Here is a 16,902-nt window from a genome sequence, read left to right on the forward strand (position 1 = left end):
CTCCTCGGGCAACGTGCGGGTCGGGTCAGTCCCGCTCGCCAGGGTCCCAAGTGTCCAAGTCGACCTGCCGTGGCGCGGTGACCCGAATGTCATGCGGGGACGGCTTCGAGCGCTCCCGGATGCGCCGCGCCTGCCGCTCGGACTCCTCCAGCGCGGCCTTTCCCAAGGAGACGAGTACCGCCCGGGCGATGCGGGTGAAGGCGACCTCGTCAAAAGTCGTCTGGCAGCCGCACAGGCGCTTGAAGATTTCACCTACGTAACGGGCGGGGTCTTGGGTCTCGGGCGGAGGAGCGGCGAGCAACGGGGAAAGCGCGCGGCGGGCGTCGGCGCGGGCATGCTCGGTGATGACGTCGGTCATGCAGCCTCTCTCGGGGCCGCCGGACGTCCGTGCCGGTCAGGCTCCCTGCAGGGCGTGGAGGGAAAGCGGGGTCCGGCGGGTAGCCGGCGGCGCTGTCCGTATGAGGCGCAGGGGATGGGACAAGACGGTCTCTCTGTGGGACGGCTGGCCGCCCAGGGTTGGAACAAACTGGCAACCAACGACGCGGGCGTCAAGCTGCCAATCGGTCCTCAGCAATCCACGCGCCTGGCCGGGATGCGTCCGTGCAGGACCCGGGCTCCCGCGGAAGCGGTCATGGCGTCCCCGACGCGTCCCGGGCGTTCCCGGCCAGGCGGGCGCGGATCACGTCGATGGTGACGGGCCGGAAGTCGAAGCAGTCAACGCCGACGTCGGTGCTGGCGGCGGTGCCCGGCAGGGTGCCGTGCGAGTGCCCGAAGAAATGCAGGTCGCCGCGGTACATGCGGGGCCATACACGATGGGCGTAATGGCTCAGCCAGATCCCCTGGGGGAGCCCGTCCGGACCGGGTACGACCACCCTGGCGACGTCCACGATGCCGTCCCACGGCAGGCGCACCGAGATGCGGTCATGGTTCCCGCGTACGAGGAAGCGCTTGCGTCCCCGGAGACGGGCGAAGACGGAGCGGGCGTAGTCCTCGCTGCAGCGGTAACAGAAGTCGCCGAGGTGCCAAACGGTGTCCTCGGGGCGCACGGCCGCGTTCCAGTTCGCGATCAGCGCCTCGTCGTGTTCCTCGATGGAGGCGAACGGGCGGCGGACGGACATCCGCTCGTCGAGCAGGGCCTTGTGCCCGAAATGATGGTCGCTCGACCAAAGGATTCTGTGTGGCACCGGAGCCTCGCGGTATGCGGAGGCTCGGCACGCGGCGGCTCTCCGGGGGTCAGTCCGTGGGGTGCTCGCTCGCGGGTTTCATGGCGGTGTCTCCTGATGGGCCCCGACCGTGTCGCGGCCGCCGTGCGGGCGCAAGCCCGGAGCGCCGGGATCCACAGGGCCGTCCCGCCACGCCGGACCAGGGTCCGAAACGCGACCGGGAGATAGGGTAGCGGGTAGCGCCGCCCGGTACCGCCGGCACGACGGATGAGCGCTCCGGGGTTCAAACGATGTCCAGGCCGCCATGGTCGGGATGACCGGTCTGAAGGCGGACGAGACGCAGGAAGCGCCAGGCGCGCATCGCCCACGGATAGGCGGTCACGGTGGGGTGCCGAAAGTGAACCGGCTGCGAGGCGGTTTCGGAGCCAGGCCGGGGTCGGCATGGCATGGCCCGCATGAGGTCGCTCGGGCCGATACGGGGATGATCGGGTCCGGGGCACCTGATCCAGGCCTCGCTATGCCAAATGCGGCAGGACGCTTAAGCCAATTGGCTTTCCGTGGCGTATGGCATGCTCTTAATGCGGTCGGCGGCGTCGGACCGCATGCTCCTGTCTCCTATCCGATGGAGAGACCGACCATGACGGACGACGCCAACCTGACCGTGAAGGCGATGATGCACCGCGCCCTGGAGAGCACCGGCCCGGCCGCCGTCCTGGCCTTCGCCGCCGAGATGACGAAGCCGAAGAGCGGCTGGAAGGGGCCGCGCAAGCTGTCCCGGGAACAGGCGCTGGCGGCGACGCGCACCGTGACGTCGATGTTGCGGCGCTTCGGGCTGCAGCCGACCAAGGTGCTCGTGGGGGCGGGGCGCGCGAGCCAGTCGAGCGCGACGGGCCGGTTCTACCTGACCGACCCGGAGATGGCCGGGGCCGAGGTCACGAAGCGGCTGGCCACCGGCATCGGCGCCCATGTCGACCACGTGAAGGCCATCGCGCGCCACGCCCGTCAAAAGGGGCACGCCGTCGACGAAGGGGCGTTGCTCGCCGAACTGGCGGAGGCGGTCGGTGTCTTCCTGGAGCCGTTCCGCGCCGAGCCCGACCTCGAACCGAACGCGGAGCTCGCCGGTGACATCAACCGGATCGCGGACCATCTCGCGAACCCCGGTCGCCGGTTCGAGCTCGCCCGGTTCCTGGCCGAGGCGCGGAGGCTGGAACTCGGGTTCGACCGCGCGTCCGGCGAGATGGTCTTCCACGGACCGGCCGCTTCCATGCACGACGGCGGCAACACGCCGGTGATCCCGCTGCTGACCCGGATGGTGGCGCACGCCGAGGCGACCTTGTTCCGGGGTGAATGGGAGGACGGCGAGGAGAACGTGCTGTTCTTCGCCCGCCCCAAGCTGACGCCGTTGGGCCGCACGCATGGCGCGATCTGCCAGGAAGTAGGTCTCGGGGTGGTCGCGGACCCGGACCGACGTGGCGGCCTGAGGATGGTCTTCACGCTGGACCCAGTGACCTACGTCGGGGAGCCCGGTCCGGCCGCCGAGGGCGATGCCTGGGACAAGGCCGGCTATGCCCGGTTCCTTCGGTTCGGCGCCTACCCGACCCCCGGTGACGTCGACCGCCTCGCCGAGGGCTGCCTGTTCTTCGAGGCGGCAGCGCCGGACCGGTACGATTGCGAGGAGTTCAGGGCCTTCCACGAGCAGGTGGTCGCCGAGTGGGAGCCCGGGGACGAGGAGCGCCTCTCGGGGCGCCGGCACCTGCCGGTGACGCCCGAGACCTGCCGGTTGCTCCTGGTCGACGACGGCCGAACCGCGTTCGGCATCTGGCGCTCCTTCGCCGAGATCCCGGAGCCGACGGTGCTGCCGCGGGACGCCGAGGACGATGCCGGCGTCGTGTCGAGGACCGTGCGGGCGAGGTTCGCGGCACTGCTCTACGCCGATGCCGAGCCCTCGGTCGCGGGTCTCCTCGGGGCCGAGGCGGGGAGGCGGTGCGAGGCGCTCGACGCGTTCCTCATGAAGTCGGCCACCGGCCTGCGCCGCCGGAAGCTGGAGTTCAGGGCGCGCATGCGGCGGTGACATCGAGGCCGGCGCACTTCCAATTTTTCGGCGGATCCCCCAGCGTCGAGCGAATCGCGTGTCTTTCGCCAACCCGGCCAGGGCGTTGCGGGGCATGCCGGGCTGCGCCGCCCGGCGGACGTTTCGGCTGTGGACGGCCCGCGCGCGGTCGCGCTCGGGCCGTCCACGCACCGGGGCCGTGGCCTATGGTCGAGCATGGCATTCCGAGCAGGAGCGAGGCGCGAACCCCGCCTCGCGTTGAACGCGGTCCGCATCGTCATCCCCGCCGGCACCATCCCGGCGGCGATGGTCCCCTATGACCGGGACACGCTCTACCGGCTCCTGGACCGGGACCCTCAGGACGTCCACGCGCTCCGGATGGAGAACGAGTTGGCGGTCGTGCCGCTCGTCCCCGACGCCGACCTCCCCGCGGCGAGACAAGCGCTGAGGGCTGCGGATCACCCCAACCTGGTTGCGGGTCTCGCCCGGGAGGCCGTGCTGCGGGAAGTGATGACACGTGCCGACAGGGGTTACCGCATCACCCGGCGACGCCCGCTCGTCGTCGAGGCGGGAGGGGTGGGAACCGAGAACGTTCTTCCACCGGAACTCGGCCTGCCGGAATGGCTGAAGAGGCGGCTCGTGCTGGAGTTCGACGTCCGGACCCTGGTTTCGCGCGGCGTCGTCCAGGTCGTGCTGACTTGCTCGCATCGCCTGAGGACCTTCATCGACGCCCCCGTCTCGGAACTCCGCGAGATCGGGGTGCCGCTGGCCGGCAAGGCGGTATCGACCCTGCAGGAGGTCGCGGATCCCAAGCTCGCCGACCGCCTGGGTTACGCCGGCCGCATCCTTTCCGTCGACGACGACGGAACCCTGACGCTGGAGGATCATGGCGACGGTTCGGGAACCGTCCCGGACGGCGAGCTCTACCTCGAACCGTCGCGCGCGAACTTCGCCGCCGTGGTCGCGGCGCTGACCCAGGGGCGAGCTTCGGACGTCCTGAAGGCGCTGGCCGACATCGAGGCCAAGTGGCACGGCGGCGGCGTCACGCGCGACACGGTCGGGAAAACCATCGCCTGGCTGAGGCGCTGCGAGGGTCTGACCCTCGCGGATGGCGTGCCGATGGAACTCGGCGCCCTGCTCGACCAGTCGGTGAAGGGAGCCGGCTTCCCGGACGTCGACGTCTTCCCCAAGCCGAAGCTGTCGTTCAGCCCGGGCGGCATGAGGGAGAACCGTTGGGCGCAGAGGGAACTGGACGAGACGGGCCCCTACGACCGCGAGAGCTTCCCGCTGAAGAAGTTGAGGATCGCGGTCGTCTTCGAACCCGCCTTCCGCAGGAATATCGCGGGGATCGTGGAGGGCTTCCTGTACGGTCTCCCCGACGTGCGCAGCCAGGGCACGAGCCCGCTGGCCCCGCATCCGACCGGCTTGGTAGGCCGGTTCCGCCTCGACGAGCCTCAGGTCGGCTATTTCCCCGCCGCCGGCGACAGGGGGGAGGACTACGCGGAAGCGGCCCGGGCGGCGATTGCCGACGCGTCCGACCGGGACGAGCAATGGGACCTGGCGCTCCTGCAGGTGTCCCGCGAGTGGAAGGAGCGTCCCTACGAGGATAGCCCCTACTGGATGGGCAAGGCGGCATTCCTCAAGCAGGGCACCGTCGTCCAGGCGCTCTCCACCGAGACCTTGGCGATGGAAGACCTGCCCTACGCCATGGCCCTGGCGAACGTGGCGCTCGGGGTCTACGCGAAGCTCGGGGGGCGACCTTGGCTCCTGCCGGCGTCGCGAGGGGATGCCCACGAGTTCGTCTTCGGCCTGGGCTCCCACGTGGAGAAGCAAGGACGACGCGGAGCGGGCCAACGGGTCGTGGGCATCGCGACGATGTTCACGGCGCAGGGCGAGTTCGTTCTCGACAGCAGGACCGCGTCGGTCGGCTACGAAGGCTTGCCCGACGCGCTCAGGACCGTGGTCGTCGACGCGATCCGGCGGGTCCGGAGCGAGGAAAGGTGGCGACCCGACGATCCTGTCCGTTTGATCTTCCATGCATTCACCCAATTGGGCCGCGAGAGCGCGGACGCCGTCGTCGAGGCGGTGAAGGGGCTCGGCCTCTCGCGGATGGATTTCGCGTTCCTGCATGTCGTCGAGGACCATCCGTTCACGGTCTTCGACCTCGAAGCGGAGAAGGACCACAAGGCCCCGCTCGCGCCCGAGCGAGGCCAAACCATCGCGTTGGGCGACCGCGAGTGGTTGGTGACGCTGACCGGCCGAAAGGAGGTCAAGGGCAGCCGGCAGGGTCTGCCTGACCCGATCCTGCTGCGCCTGCATCGACGCTCGACCTACTCCGACATGGAGGCATTGAGCCGTCAGGTCTCGGACTTCGCCTGCCATTCCTGGCGGACCTTCATGCCGGCGCGGCTGCCCGTCACCCTGGGATACGCCGACCAGATCGCGCGGCAGCTTGCCGGGCTCGAACGCACCCCGGGCTGGGACCGCGATGCGGTCGCCGGCAGCCGCGTCATGAGGCGACCGTGGTTCCTGTGAGCGACGGGCCGACCGTCGCCGCCGTTCGGGCCGGTCTCGTCGCGGCTTGCGCGGTGAACGGCGACGCGCCGCTCTTGCTGGCGTTCCGCTCGTTCGTCCTCGACGACCACGATCCGCTCGCCGGCCTCGCCTCCCGGGCGGCGGAGGCGTTCGGCAAGCCCGGGGAGCGGTCGGCCCGGCATGTCGCGACGCTCGGTTACGCGGCCGCGGCCCGGCGATTGCCCGACGCCTTGGCACCCGTCCTCGCGGACGGCATCCGGTGGATCGCCGAACGGCCATGGCATCGTCCGCTGCGGGAGGCGACGCTGGAGGTCGACGGGGTCTCCATGCTGGGCGTGGCGCTCGGATCGCGCGGATGTGACGACGCACTCCTACCCCCGCTCGCCGAGCTCGCCGTGAAAAGCGCCGGGATGAAGACGTTGTCGCCGCTCAACCGGTCCCTGGTGGCGGCGGCGGCACATGTCATGGGTGCGCCGGGCCGGCCCGACCTGTCGGTGATGATGCCCGAAGTGCGGGTGGCCCTCGCCGATCTCGCGCTGATGCCCTTGGACGAGGCAAGCGGACCGCCTGCCTGGCGCGCCGCCATGCGGTACGTGCCCGGGGATGGCGGTCCCGCCCGGGCGCCGCTCGCGCTCCGGGCGTTCGACGCCTTGTGCGACCGCAACATGCCGGCGCGGCTCGGGCGCCTGGAGCCCCAGGACGTGGTGCGCGTGCTGGAAGGCATCGTCCGCTCGTTCCAATCCTGGACATGGGAGGACCGTCCCCGGACACCGAACTCGACCGCGGTCAAATGGCACGTCGAGAACGAGTACCACGTCCAGAACCTGCTCTGGGCGGTGCTGGCGCCGCTATTCCCCGACCTCCGAGCCGAGGAGTACGCCGCGCCGGTCGGGCACAAGAACCCCCGCATGGACCTGACCATCCCGAGCCTGCGGCTCGTGGTCGAGGTCAAGTTCATCAGGGCCGGCAAGAGCTTCGCGGACATCCTGGAGGAGATCGCCGCGGATCACACCCTCTACGGGCAGGACGGTCGATGGGACGTGCTGATCCCGTTCATATGGGACGATTCCCGTCGGGTCGAACAGCACGCGACCCTGCTCCAGGGGCTGAGGGTCATGCCGATGGTCCACGATGCCGTCGTGATGCCCCGTCCCGGCAAGATGGATCCGGCGGCGACCCCCTCGTCGCCCCGGCGGCGCAAGAAGGGCGCCGCCACGGGCGCGCCGGCATCGGCGCCGAAGCCGGCGCGCCGGCGCTCCTGATCCCCGCAGCCCGGGGACGTCCGACCGGCTTGGCAAGCGACGATCCGTAAGCCATTGCCTGGACATGAACCGCCCCTACACCCTCTACCTCGACGAGACCGGCAACCGCCATCCGGACAAGCGCCCCGACACAGGCCGCGAGGGACGCGACTGGTTCGCGTTCGGCGGCGTGCTGGTGCGCGGCGAGGACAACGACGCGGCCCGCGGCCTCGTCGAGGACTTCGCCGCGAGATGGAAGCTGAAGGGCCCGGCCCACCTGACGGACATGCGCTCCGAGAAGAAGGCGTTCGCGTGGCTTGAGCGACGCAGCCAGGCCGAGCGCGACGCGTTCTGGTCCGATTGGAAGGACGTACTGGTCGGCGCGCCCGTGATCGGCCTCGGCTGCGTCATCGACCGGCCCCGCTACCTCGCGCGCGGCTACCTGGAGAAGCACGGCAACGACCGCTGGCTGCTGTGCAGGAGCGCCTTCGACATCACCCTCGAACGGGCCGCGAAGATCGCGAAGAGGGAGGACCGGAAGCTGCACGTCGTGTTCGAGGCCGATCCCAGCTTCAACAGGACCGTGGTCGGATACTTCGAGAACCTGAAGGAGAACGGGCTCGCCTTCGACCAGGGAACCAGCGGCAAGTACGAGCCGATGCCGAAGGAGGAGTTCGCCGCAATCCTGGGCCGCATCCAGTACAAGCCGAAGGCGTTCCCGCTGCTGCAGATCGCGGACAGCTACGTCTACGCGATGGCCAGGAACGGGTATGACAAGAAGTTCGACCTCTACAGGCACATCCGGGATCACGCCCGGATCGCCGACTTCGCCTTCCCGGGCGAGGGCCGGAAGATCGGCGTGAAATACTACTGCTTCGACTAGAAACGAAAAAACCGAGGCGATGCCTCGGCTTGTCGCGGCCCCCATGCGGTGAGCCTAAGAGGCTTGCGGCCTCGGAGAGGAGAATTAGTTCGGGCCATGCGAATGTCAAGCGGGCATCCCTGCACGAGGCGGCCTCCGTCACGGTCGGCGATGCGCCCCTCCCAGGGTGCGTGCTGACTTGCGGGAGGGCTGCCCGGTCCAGCCTCGAATACCGCATGGGAAGCCCTGCGGTTCGGAGAGGTAGCCGCCCTTCAAGTCGGGGCGCCAGGCCCCCGATCCGGTCCTACCCGGCCGCGCGGCTCCGCGCCAGACGCTTGCCCTTGGCCGTCGTCGCGCCGGCACCCACCTTCGCCGGGGCCTTCCGGCCGCCCTTGGCGGGAGCGGGCCGCTTCTTGGGCGCGGGCGCGGCAGCGGATCGCGTCGTCTCGGCGGGCCGGGACGGGGCCGTTCCCGGAGGCCTGGCCCGCACGGCCTTGACGGTCCCCTTGATGCCCTCGGCCACGTCCGCGAAGGCATGGTCCATCGACCGCCAGTCGCTCACCGGCCGGCCGTCGCGCGGAAGAACCTTGAGGTCGGATGCCCCGGTATCCTTCCAGGCGCAGGGCCGGACGACGACGACGACGACCCGCATGAAGCCCCTGGCCCGCCGGCCCATGGCCCGCTTGTACTCCATCTGGCACCAGCGACTGGCGATGTACTCCGGGCTCATCAGCGCGACGAAGATGTCCGCCGCGCGCAGCTTGCGCGAGATCTCGGTGTTCAGCTTGTCCCCGGCTTCCATCTCGCCGTCGAACCAGGCCTCGACCTCGTCGCGCTTCAACTGGGCGAGGTGGACCTGAAGCTTCGCCTGCTGGACCGCGTTCGCGTGGCAGTACGAGACGAAGATCCGCACCTTCGCCTTCCTGGGCTTCGGCTCCGCTGCCTCGGGGGGCGCCGAGGCACGCGCGGCCGGTGTCGCCCTCCTGCCGGGCGGCTTCGCCTTCGCGGTCCCCGTCGCTGGTTTCACGGTCACGGCAGCCCCCTCGAACGCGGCGGCCAAGTTCGGGACTCAAGTCCTATGGCCCCGTTTTGTTCCGCTCGCCCAGGTCTTCGGCCCGCCCAGGTCTTCGACCCGGACGATGGGAACCGGCCACGCCGTACGAACCGCTCGCGCACAGGGTAGCGGGTAGCGCTACCCGCTACCTGCCCGCGGAGTCGCGCTTCCGCGCTCCCGCGGGGCCCGCCCGCAGCGCCCGCTTAACCTCCCTCGGTCATGCTTCCCGCACCCAGGGGAGCGCCCATGCCGTCCGAGTTCACCGTCTTCCTCGTCGCCGACGCCCTGCTCGCCAAGGGCGAGCGCCCGAGCCTGCGCAAGATGCGCGAGGCCCTCCCCACCGGCGGCTCCCCGCGCGAGGTCTGCAAGCACCTGCGCGCCTGGCGCAAGAAGCGCGGCTACGACCCCAAGCTCGAACCGACCGACATGTCGAAGGCGATGAAAGCCGCCGGCCTCGCCCTCGCCACGGACCTCTGGAAGCAGGCCAAGCGAGAGGCCACCCAGGCCTTCTCCCGCGAGCGCGAGGCCGCCGAGGCCACGGCCGCCGACGACAAGCAGGACCGCGAACACCTGCTCGGGATGGTCGAGACCCTGCAGGCGGAAAACGCCGCGCTCGCCGTCCGGGCCAAGGCCGCCGAGAACGAGGCCGCCCGCGTCCAGGCCAGGCTCGCCAAGGTCGAGAACCAGCTCGACCGCTTCCGGGCCGAGGAGTTCTGGGACCGCGTGATGCAGGAGATAGCCGAACTCCTGACCGAGCGCGGCCCGCTGACGCCGACCGAGATCCTGCCGGAGCTCAGGGCCGTGACGCTGCGCGGCGCCACCCTGCACAAGGAGCCCCTCACGCCGGGCACGCTCAAGAAGAAAATGGACGTCCGCGTCTTCCACGGTCGCTACTTCGAGCCGCGCGACGAGGGCCGATACGCCCGCAGGGCAGGCTGAAGGTCAGGCGTGCGCCAATTGGGCGAGGCTCGACGCGAGCTCGTCCTTGCGGAACGGCTTCGTCAGCCGCGGCAAGTCGGCCTCGACCCCTTCGCTCTCGGCGTAGCCCGAAACCAGGAGAACCGGCACGTCCGGTCGCAGGCCCTGGACCGTGCGGGCGAGGTCGGTCCCGGTGATGCCGGGCATGAGGTGGTCGGTCACCAGCAGGTCGAAGTGCCTCCCGCCCTCGACCAGCCGCATGGCTTCCTCGCCAGACGCCGCCTCGATGACCGCGTAGCCGAGCTCCACCAGCATGTCCGCCGTGCTCATGCGCACCAGCTCCTCGTCGTCGACCAGCAGCGCGGTGCCGCGCGTCAGCGGCGCCTCGGACATCTCCGCCGCGGGTTCCGCAGCCACAGGGGCCGTGGCGCTGTGCGGCAGCCACAGCTCGACGTTCGTGCCGAGCCCGGGCTTGCTCTGGATGGTCAACGCGCCGCCCAGCTGCGAGGCGAGGCCGTGCACCATCGAGAGGCCCAGGCCCGTGCCCTTGCCCACGCCCTTGGTCGAGAAGAAGGGCTCGACGGCGCGCCTGAGCGTGGCCTCGTCCATGCCCGCCCCGGTGTCGGCGACCGACAGCCGGACGTAGCCGCCCGGCCGAAGCTTCGCACGGTGGCGGGGCCCGACCGTCTCGGCGCTGGCCGAGATGCGCAGCGTGCCGCCCTCGGGCATGGCGTCCCGCGCGTTCACGCTCAGGTTCAGCAGCGCCATCTCCAACTGGTTCGGATCGGCCAGCGCGGGCGGCAACGTCTCGGGCGCGTCGACCACGACCTTGATCTGCGGCCCCGTCGTGCTCGCCACGAGATCACCCATCCCGGCGACCAGCTTCGCGACGTCGACGGGAACCGATTGCAGCGGCTGCCGGCGCGCGAAGGCGAGCAGCCGCTGCACCAGCGTCTTGGCGCGCTCGGCCGACTGCATCGCGCCGGCGATCAGGCGCTGCTCGCGCTCGCCGCCAAGGCCGCGGCGCTGGAGCATGTCGAGCGAGCCGACGATGGGCGTCAGCAGGTTGTTGAAGTCATGCGCAACGCCGCCCGTAAGCTGGCCCATCGCCTCCATCTTCTGGCTCTGGCGTAGCGCCTCCTGGGCGGCTTCGAGCTCAACCCGGCGCCCCTTCTCCTCGGTGACGTCGCGGGTGATCGAGTAAAGCTTGCCGCCCTCGGGCACGGCCGCCCATGACAGCCAGCGCCAGCCGCCGTCCTTCGTGCGGTAGCGGTTTTCGAAGCGCAGCACCGGGTTGCCCTGCCGTACCTGCGCGAAGGCGGCGTCGCTCGCGGTGACGTCCTCCGGATGCACGAAGTCGCTGTACGGGCGGCTCTCCATCTCGCCCGCCGACCATCCGAGCGCCGCCGTCCAGGCCGGGTTCACCGCGTCGAAGGTGCCGGAGCCCATGTCGATGACGGACAGCATGTCGAGGCTGTGCTGCCAGATCAGGCCGCGCTCGCGGGAGCGTTCGACCACCTGCCGTTCGAGGTCGGCGTTGAGCGCCAGCAGCGCCTCCTCGGCCTGCTTGCGGTCGTGGATGTCGACCGAGGCCCCGAACCAGCGCACGACCTCGCCCGTGGCCGGGTCGCGGTAGGGCTCGGCGCGGACCAGGAACCAGCGGAAGGCGCCGGAGGCCGAGCGGATGCGGTGCTCGACGAGGAACGTGCCGCCTGACCGCCTGGCCTCCTCGAACGCCACCATCGTGGCTTCGGCGTCGTCCGGATGGACGTGCGTAGCCGCCACCTCCGAGGCCGTCGTCGGCTCATAGGGGACGCCGGTGTAGTCTGACCACTGCTTGTTGAAGAACTCGGCACGCCCCTCCGCGTCGGTGATCCAGACGATCTGCGGAACGGCGTCGGCCATGAGCCGGAAGCGTGCCTCGCTCTCGCGCACGCGCTCCTCGGCCTCGCGGGTCGCGGTGATGTCCCGCGAGACCGCCAGGAGCTTCTCCGGTCGGCCGTCACGGCCGCCGACCGCGTTGACGATCACGTCCCACCAGCGCGGCGTACCCTTCAGGGTGAGGCAGAAGCCTTGGAATCGGCCGGTGCCGCCGCGCCTGGCCGTCTCGACCGCCGCCTCGGCCCGGTCCCGTTCCTCGCCCTGCCAGAACCCGGGCCAGTAGCCGCCGCGGATGAGGCCGAAGTCTTCGACCTCCATCGCGCACATGCCGCCCTCGCTCATGAACTCCAGGCGGCCGTCGAGATCGAGCACCTTGATGCAGTCGGCCGAGCTCGCGAGGATGCGTCGGTTGAACTCCTCGCTGGCCCGCAGGCGCTCCTCGGCAGCATGGCGTTCCGTGAGGTCGACGGTCACCACGAGCAGGTTGCCGGGCCGCCCGTCGGCATCCGGCAGGCGGGTGACCCGGCTGTTGGCCCAGGCGGTCGCCCCATCCGGCCTCAGGTAGCGCTTGTCCAGCGATGCGGCCTTACCTGTCCTCGCGGCCTGCTCGACCGCGTCATGGCTCCGCGTCACGTCCTCGGGATGCGTGACCTCGGCGATGCCCAGACGAAGGAGCTCGTCCGGCGTGCGTCCGAGGATGCGGCAGAGCTCCTCGTTGACCTTCAGGAAGCGGCCATCCGGCCCGGCTTCGGACAGTCCCACCGTCGCGGCGGCGAAGATCGCGGCGAGGCGCGCCTCGCTCTCCCTCAGCCCGCGCTCGCTCGCGACGCGCTCGGTCGTCTCCGCCAGGACGCACAGGACGCCCGCCGGCTGGCCGCCCTCGTCGAGCACCGGCGAGTAGTCGAGGTCCATCCAGACCTGCTCGGGGCGGCCGTGCCGATAAAGAGTGAGCTCCTGGTCCGTGTAGGAGAGCGTGCCGCCACTGAGCCCGACGCGCATGACGTTGTCGTTGAAGTCGGCGACCTCGGGCCAACCCTCCCGGACCTTGGAGCCCAGCAGCTGCGGGTGCCGCCCGCCCGCGAAGACGGAGTAGGCGTCGTTGTAGAGCATCACCCCGTCCTCGGCCCACAGCATCACCATGGGTACCGGTGAACGGAGCAGGATCGAGGTCGCGGTTCGAAGGCTCTGCGGCCAGGTCTCGATTGGCCCGAGCGAGGTGACGGACCAGTCGCGCGAGGCAATGAGCCGTCCGCATTCGCCGCCAGCTAGCAGGGTTGCGCGGAACACTTCGGCCTGCGTGTCGGCCAAGCTCGGTCCTCTCGGAATAGGGTCGGCAGGAGATCGTTGGAAGGTCCCACTTAGTACGTCCGGTTGGCTCCGTCATGAGCTACCCGCAAGGGCGCGGCGGCTTCGCACCGGTAATTGCCGGAGGCCTGCGCCCTTGGTTGGCGGTGAACGGCGAGGCCATGCACCGCCCTCCCGATAGGGGAGGGGAAGCCTAGGTCAGCGCTTCACGAACCCAATGTCCGCGGCGACGCCCTTCAGGCGCTCAGGCTCGCGCTCCTTCCGCTCGCTGTAACGGTCCACGAGGTAGTCGGCCCGCCCGCGGGTCAGCAGCGTGAACTTCATCAGCTCCTCGCAGACGTCCACGACACGGTCGTAGAGCGGCCCCGGCTTCATCCGGCCGGCGTCGTCGAACTCCTTGTAGGCCATCGGAACCGATGACTGGTTCGGGATGGTGACCATCCGCATCCAGCGCCCGAGGATGCGGAGGCTGTTGACCGCGTTGAAGCTCTGCGAGCCGCCCGAGACCTGCATCACCGCGAGCGTCCGGCCCTGCGTCGGCCGTACCGACCCTTCGCTCAGCGGCAGCCAGTCGATCTGGCTCTTCATCACGCCGGTCAGGTTTCCGTGCCGCTCCGGGCTGACCCAGACCTGGCCCTCCGACCAGATCGAGAGATGGCGGAGCTCCTGCACCTTCGGGTGGTCGGCGGTTGCGTCGTCCGGCAGCGGCAGCCCGTCAGCGTGGAAGATGCGCACCTCGCCTCCCATGGCCTCCAGCAGACGCGCCGCCTCGTAGGCCAAGAAGCGGCTGAAGGACCGCTCCCGGAGCGACCCGTAGAGGACCAGGAATCGAGGCGCATGGTCGAGCGGCGTCGGCGGCGCCATCCGCTCCTGGCTCGGCACCTGGAAATGCGCCTCGGAGAGGTTCGGCATCCCGTCGGAGAACGGCTGCTGGGGCTTGTCCAAGGCGCTTCAATCCTCTACGTTTCAACGATAGTTGATATGTAGGTCATTCGATGGACGAACGGCAAGCCCTCGCCGCCTTCGCGGCCCTCGGCCAGGAGCATCGGCTCCGGGTCGTGCGCGCCCTGGTCGCCGCCGGCCCGGAGGGGCTCGCCGCCGGCGTCCTCGCCGAGACGGTGAACGTCGCCGGCAACAACCTGTCCTTCCACCTGAAGGAACTCTCGCACGCCGGGCTGATCACCTCCCGGCGCGAGGGCAAGTCGGTCATCTACAGCGCCGCCTACGCAGGGCTGTCCGACCTCGTCCAGTTCCTCATGCGCGACTGCTGCCAGGGCCACCCCGAGGTGTGCGCCCCGGCCGTCGCCGCGCTCGCCGCCTGCGACTGCACCACCGGGGACGCCCTCCATGCCTGAGCCCGCCTACAACGTCCTGTTCCTCTGCACCGGCAACTCGGCCCGCTCGATCCTGACCGAGGCCATGCTCAACAAGGACGGCGGCGGGCGCTTCCGCGCGTTCTCCGCCGGCAGCCAACCGAAGGGCGAGCCGCACCCGATGGCGCTGCAGGTCCTGCGGGAGAGCGACTACCCGACCGAGGGCCTGCGCTCGAAGTCATGGGACGAGTTCGCCGGGCCCGACGCCCCCGTCATGGATTTCGTTCTCACCGTCTGCGACAACGCCGCCGGCGAGGCGTGCCCGTACTGGCCGGGCCAGCCGGTGACGGCCCACTGGGGCATCGAGGACCCCGCCGCGGCGGAGGGCTCCGAGATGGAGCGCAAGCGCGCCTTCGTCACCGCCCAGCGCTACCTCAAGAATCGGATCGCGGCCTTCGTCGCCCTGCCGCTCGGCAGCCTCGACCAGGTCGCGCTGTCGTCGAAGGTCCGCGAGATCGGCCAGATGGCCGGCGCGACCTCGGCCCGCCCGGAGGTCGCGTGATGGACGTCGTCATCTATCACAATCCCGCCTGCGGCACGTCCCGCAACACCCTGGCGATGATCCGCAACGCCGGCGTCGAGCCGCACGTGGTCGAGTACCTGAAGACGCCTCCGAGCCGGGCGCTCCTCAAGCAGATGCTCGCCCGCGCGGGCCTCTCGGTCCGGGACGCGCTGCGCGAGAAGGGCACGCCCTACGCCGACCTCGGCCTCGGCGACCCGGCGCTGACCGACGAGCAGCTCCTCGACGCGGTCGAGGCGCACCCGGTCCTGCTGAACCGTCCCTTGGTGGTGAGCCCGAAAGGCGTGCGCCTGTGCCGGCCGTCGGAGGCGGTGCTCGACCTCCTGCCGGACCAGCAGGGGGAGTTCGTGAAGGAGGACGGCGAGCGCGTCGTCGACGAGCGCGGCCGCCGCGTCGCCACCGCTTGAGTACACCATGAGCACCTTCGAACGCTACCTGACCCTCTGGGTCGTCCTCTGCATCGTCGCCGGCATCGCGCTCGGCCATGTCATGCCGGGCTTCTTCCACGCCGTCGGCGCCGCCGAGGTCGCCAAGGTGAACCTGCCGGTCGCCGTCCTGATCTGGCTCATGGTCATCCCCATGCTGCTCAAGATCGACTTCGCCTCGCTGCGCCACGTCGGGCGGCACTGGCGCGGCATCGGCGTGACGCTGTTCATCAACTGGGCGGTGAAGCCCTTCTCGATGGCGGCGCTCGGCTGGCTGTTCATCGGCTACCTGTTCCGGCCATACCTGCCGACCGACCAAGTCGACAGCTACATCGCCGGGCTCATCATCCTGGCGGCGGCTCCCTGCACCGCCATGGTGTTCGTGTGGTCGAACCTGACGCGCGGCGAGCCGCACTTCACCCTGAGCCAGGTGGCGCTCAACGACACCATCATGGTGGTGGCCTTCGCCCCCATCGTCGGCCTGCTGCTCGGGCTCTCGGCCATCACGGTACCCTGGGGTACGCTGGTGCTGTCGGTCGTGCTCTACATCGTCATCCCAGTGATCATCGCCCAGGTCGTGCGCCGCGCCCTCCTCGCCTCGGGTGGGCAGGCGGCGCTGGACCGGCTCCTCGCCAGGCTCGGGCCGGCCTCGCTCGTCGCGCTCCTGGCGACCCTGGTGCTGCTGTTCGGCTTCCAGGGCGAGCAGATCCTGGCGCAGCCGGCGGTGATCGGCCTGCTCGCGGTGCCCATCCTCATCCAGGTCTACCTGAACTCGGGGCTGGCCTACCTCCTGAACCGCGCCGCGGGCGAGCAGCACTGCGTCGCCGGCCCCTCGGCGCTGATCGGCGCCTCGAACTTCTTCGAGCTCGCGGTGGCCGCCGCCATCAGCCTGTTCGGCTTCAACTCGGGCGCGGCGCTCGCCACCGTGGTCGGCGTCCTGATCGAGGTGCCGGTCATGCTGTCGGTGGTGTGGATCGTGAACCGGAGCCAGGGCTGGTACGAGCGGGGGGCGAACCGGCGAGCGGCCTTGAAGCCGGTTTCACGTCAGGCGTGACCACCACGGTGCGGACAGCGCCTGCCCGCACCGTCCTTCCGACTGTCAAGGCTTAGCACGGGAGCGCTCGTTCAATCGCCGGCCGGCCGCCAAGTCTCGGGACCTCCCGGTCCGACTGGTGGCTGATGGAACCCTCCTTCGAACATCGTCGAATTAATGCTTGCCTCCCGCACCGGAGTGGGCAATGTTATTTCCATGAATGTCGAACAAGTCGCCAAGCAGCTCGAAGCCCTGGGCAGCCCCGCCCGGCTCCGGATCTACCGGGCGCTGGTGCGGGCCGGGCACGCCGGGCTGCCGGTGCGCCAGTTGCAGGAGCGCGTCGGCATCTCCGCCGCCTCGACGCTGTCGCACCACCTGCACCGGCTGATCCTGACCGGCCTGGTTTCGCAGGAGCGGCAGGCCACTACCCTGATCTGCCGCGCCATCTACCCCGCCATGAACGACCTCGTCGGGTTCCTCGCGGACGAGTGCTGCGCCGACGAGACCTGCTCCGGGACGGGAGAGGCGGCCTGATGCCGTGT

At 70.1% G+C, this 16,902-nt stretch carries 15 protein-coding genes; 10 read left to right on the forward strand and 5 right to left on the reverse strand.

What is annotated here, in order from left to right; all coding sequences use genetic code 11:
* Positions 1-25: 25 nt before the first annotated feature.
* On the reverse strand, positions 26-358 hold the full coding sequence (locus EU555_RS02505; RefSeq protein ID WP_135412846.1) for a hypothetical protein: 333 nt from the start codon (positions 356-358) through the stop codon (positions 26-28).
* Between the two features lie 271 nt (positions 359-629).
* Positions 630-1,184, reverse strand: coding sequence for a metallophosphoesterase (locus tag EU555_RS02510; protein ID WP_135412847.1), 555 nt, complete (start codon positions 1,182-1,184; stop codon positions 630-632).
* Positions 1,185-1,800: 616 nt separating this feature from the next.
* On the opposite strand from EU555_RS02510, the gene EU555_RS02515 reads away from it, so the two are divergent.
* The 4 genes from EU555_RS02515 (at position 1,801) to EU555_RS02530 (ending at position 7,872) form a co-directional block, all read left to right on the forward strand.
* Positions 1,801-3,234 carry a hypothetical protein gene (locus tag EU555_RS02515; protein WP_135412848.1) on the forward strand — a complete coding sequence of 478 codons (1,434 nt, stop codon included), beginning with the start codon at positions 1,801-1,803 and terminating at the stop codon, positions 3,232-3,234.
* A 237-nt stretch (positions 3,235-3,471) separates the two neighbouring features.
* Positions 3,472-5,748 (forward strand): argonaute/piwi family protein, encoded by a 2,277-nt coding sequence (locus EU555_RS02520; RefSeq protein WP_135412849.1) that lies wholly within the window; start codon positions 3,472-3,474, stop codon positions 5,746-5,748.
* A complete protein-coding gene (locus EU555_RS02525; RefSeq protein ID WP_135412850.1) occupies positions 5,736-7,010 on the forward strand; it encodes a PD-(D/E)XK nuclease domain-containing protein in 1,275 nt (424 codons plus the stop codon). Before EU555_RS02520 ends, EU555_RS02525 begins: the two co-directional genes overlap by 13 nt.
* Positions 7,011-7,074: 64 nt before the next feature.
* Positions 7,075-7,872, forward strand: a complete 798-nt coding sequence (locus EU555_RS02530; RefSeq protein WP_135412851.1) for a DUF3800 domain-containing protein — start codon at positions 7,075-7,077, stop codon at positions 7,870-7,872.
* A gap of 283 nt (positions 7,873-8,155) precedes the next feature.
* Here the strand turns inward: EU555_RS02530 and EU555_RS02535 are convergent, their stop codons facing one another.
* Entirely contained in the window at positions 8,156-8,764 is a 609-nt protein-coding gene (locus EU555_RS02535) for a toll/interleukin-1 receptor domain-containing protein (protein WP_245524092.1), read from the reverse strand.
* Between the two features lie 387 nt (positions 8,765-9,151).
* On the opposite strand from EU555_RS02535, the gene EU555_RS02540 reads away from it, so the two are divergent.
* On the forward strand, positions 9,152-9,844 hold the full coding sequence (locus tag EU555_RS02540; RefSeq protein ID WP_167858414.1) for a DNA-binding protein: 693 nt from the start codon (positions 9,152-9,154) through the stop codon (positions 9,842-9,844).
* 3 nt (positions 9,845-9,847) lie between these two features.
* Here the strand turns inward: EU555_RS02540 and EU555_RS02545 are convergent, their stop codons facing one another.
* Positions 9,848-13,012: a PAS domain S-box protein gene (locus EU555_RS02545; protein WP_135412853.1), complete on the reverse strand. Its 3,165-nt coding sequence runs from the start codon at positions 13,010-13,012 to the stop codon at positions 9,848-9,850.
* A 195-nt stretch (positions 13,013-13,207) separates the two neighbouring features.
* The gene (gene arsH / locus EU555_RS02550; protein ID WP_135412854.1) at positions 13,208-13,954 is read right to left on the reverse strand and encodes an arsenical resistance protein ArsH; all 747 of its coding nucleotides are present in this window, start codon (positions 13,952-13,954) and stop codon (positions 13,208-13,210) included.
* Between the two features lie 50 nt (positions 13,955-14,004).
* On the opposite strand from arsH, the gene EU555_RS02555 reads away from it, so the two are divergent.
* The 5 genes from EU555_RS02555 (at position 14,005) to EU555_RS02575 (ending at position 16,894) form a co-directional block, all read left to right on the forward strand.
* Positions 14,005-14,364, forward strand: a complete 360-nt coding sequence (locus tag EU555_RS02555; RefSeq protein WP_135412855.1) for an ArsR/SmtB family transcription factor — start codon at positions 14,005-14,007, stop codon at positions 14,362-14,364.
* Positions 14,357-14,884 carry an arsenate reductase ArsC gene (locus EU555_RS02560; RefSeq protein ID WP_135412856.1) on the forward strand — a complete coding sequence of 176 codons (528 nt, stop codon included), beginning with the start codon at positions 14,357-14,359 and terminating at the stop codon, positions 14,882-14,884. Before EU555_RS02555 ends, EU555_RS02560 begins: the two co-directional genes overlap by 8 nt.
* Positions 14,884-15,309: an arsenate reductase (glutaredoxin) gene (gene arsC / locus EU555_RS02565; RefSeq protein WP_135412857.1), complete on the forward strand. Its 426-nt coding sequence runs from the start codon at positions 14,884-14,886 to the stop codon at positions 15,307-15,309. The genes EU555_RS02560 and arsC overlap by 1 nt, the downstream gene beginning before the upstream one ends.
* A 7-nt stretch (positions 15,310-15,316) precedes the next feature.
* Positions 15,317-16,381, forward strand: a complete 1,065-nt coding sequence (arsB, locus tag EU555_RS02570) for an ACR3 family arsenite efflux transporter (RefSeq protein ID WP_135412858.1) — start codon at positions 15,317-15,319, stop codon at positions 16,379-16,381.
* Between the two features lie 195 nt (positions 16,382-16,576).
* Positions 16,577-16,894, forward strand: a complete 318-nt coding sequence (locus EU555_RS02575) for an ArsR/SmtB family transcription factor (protein ID WP_135412859.1) — start codon at positions 16,577-16,579, stop codon at positions 16,892-16,894.
* The last annotated feature ends 8 nt before the right edge of the window (positions 16,895-16,902 follow it).

Origin of the sequence: Methylobacterium nonmethylotrophicum (genome assembly GCF_004745635.1) — a bacterium.
In the GTDB taxonomy this organism is placed as follows: domain Bacteria; phylum Pseudomonadota; class Alphaproteobacteria; order Rhizobiales; family Beijerinckiaceae; genus Methylobacterium; species Methylobacterium nonmethylotrophicum.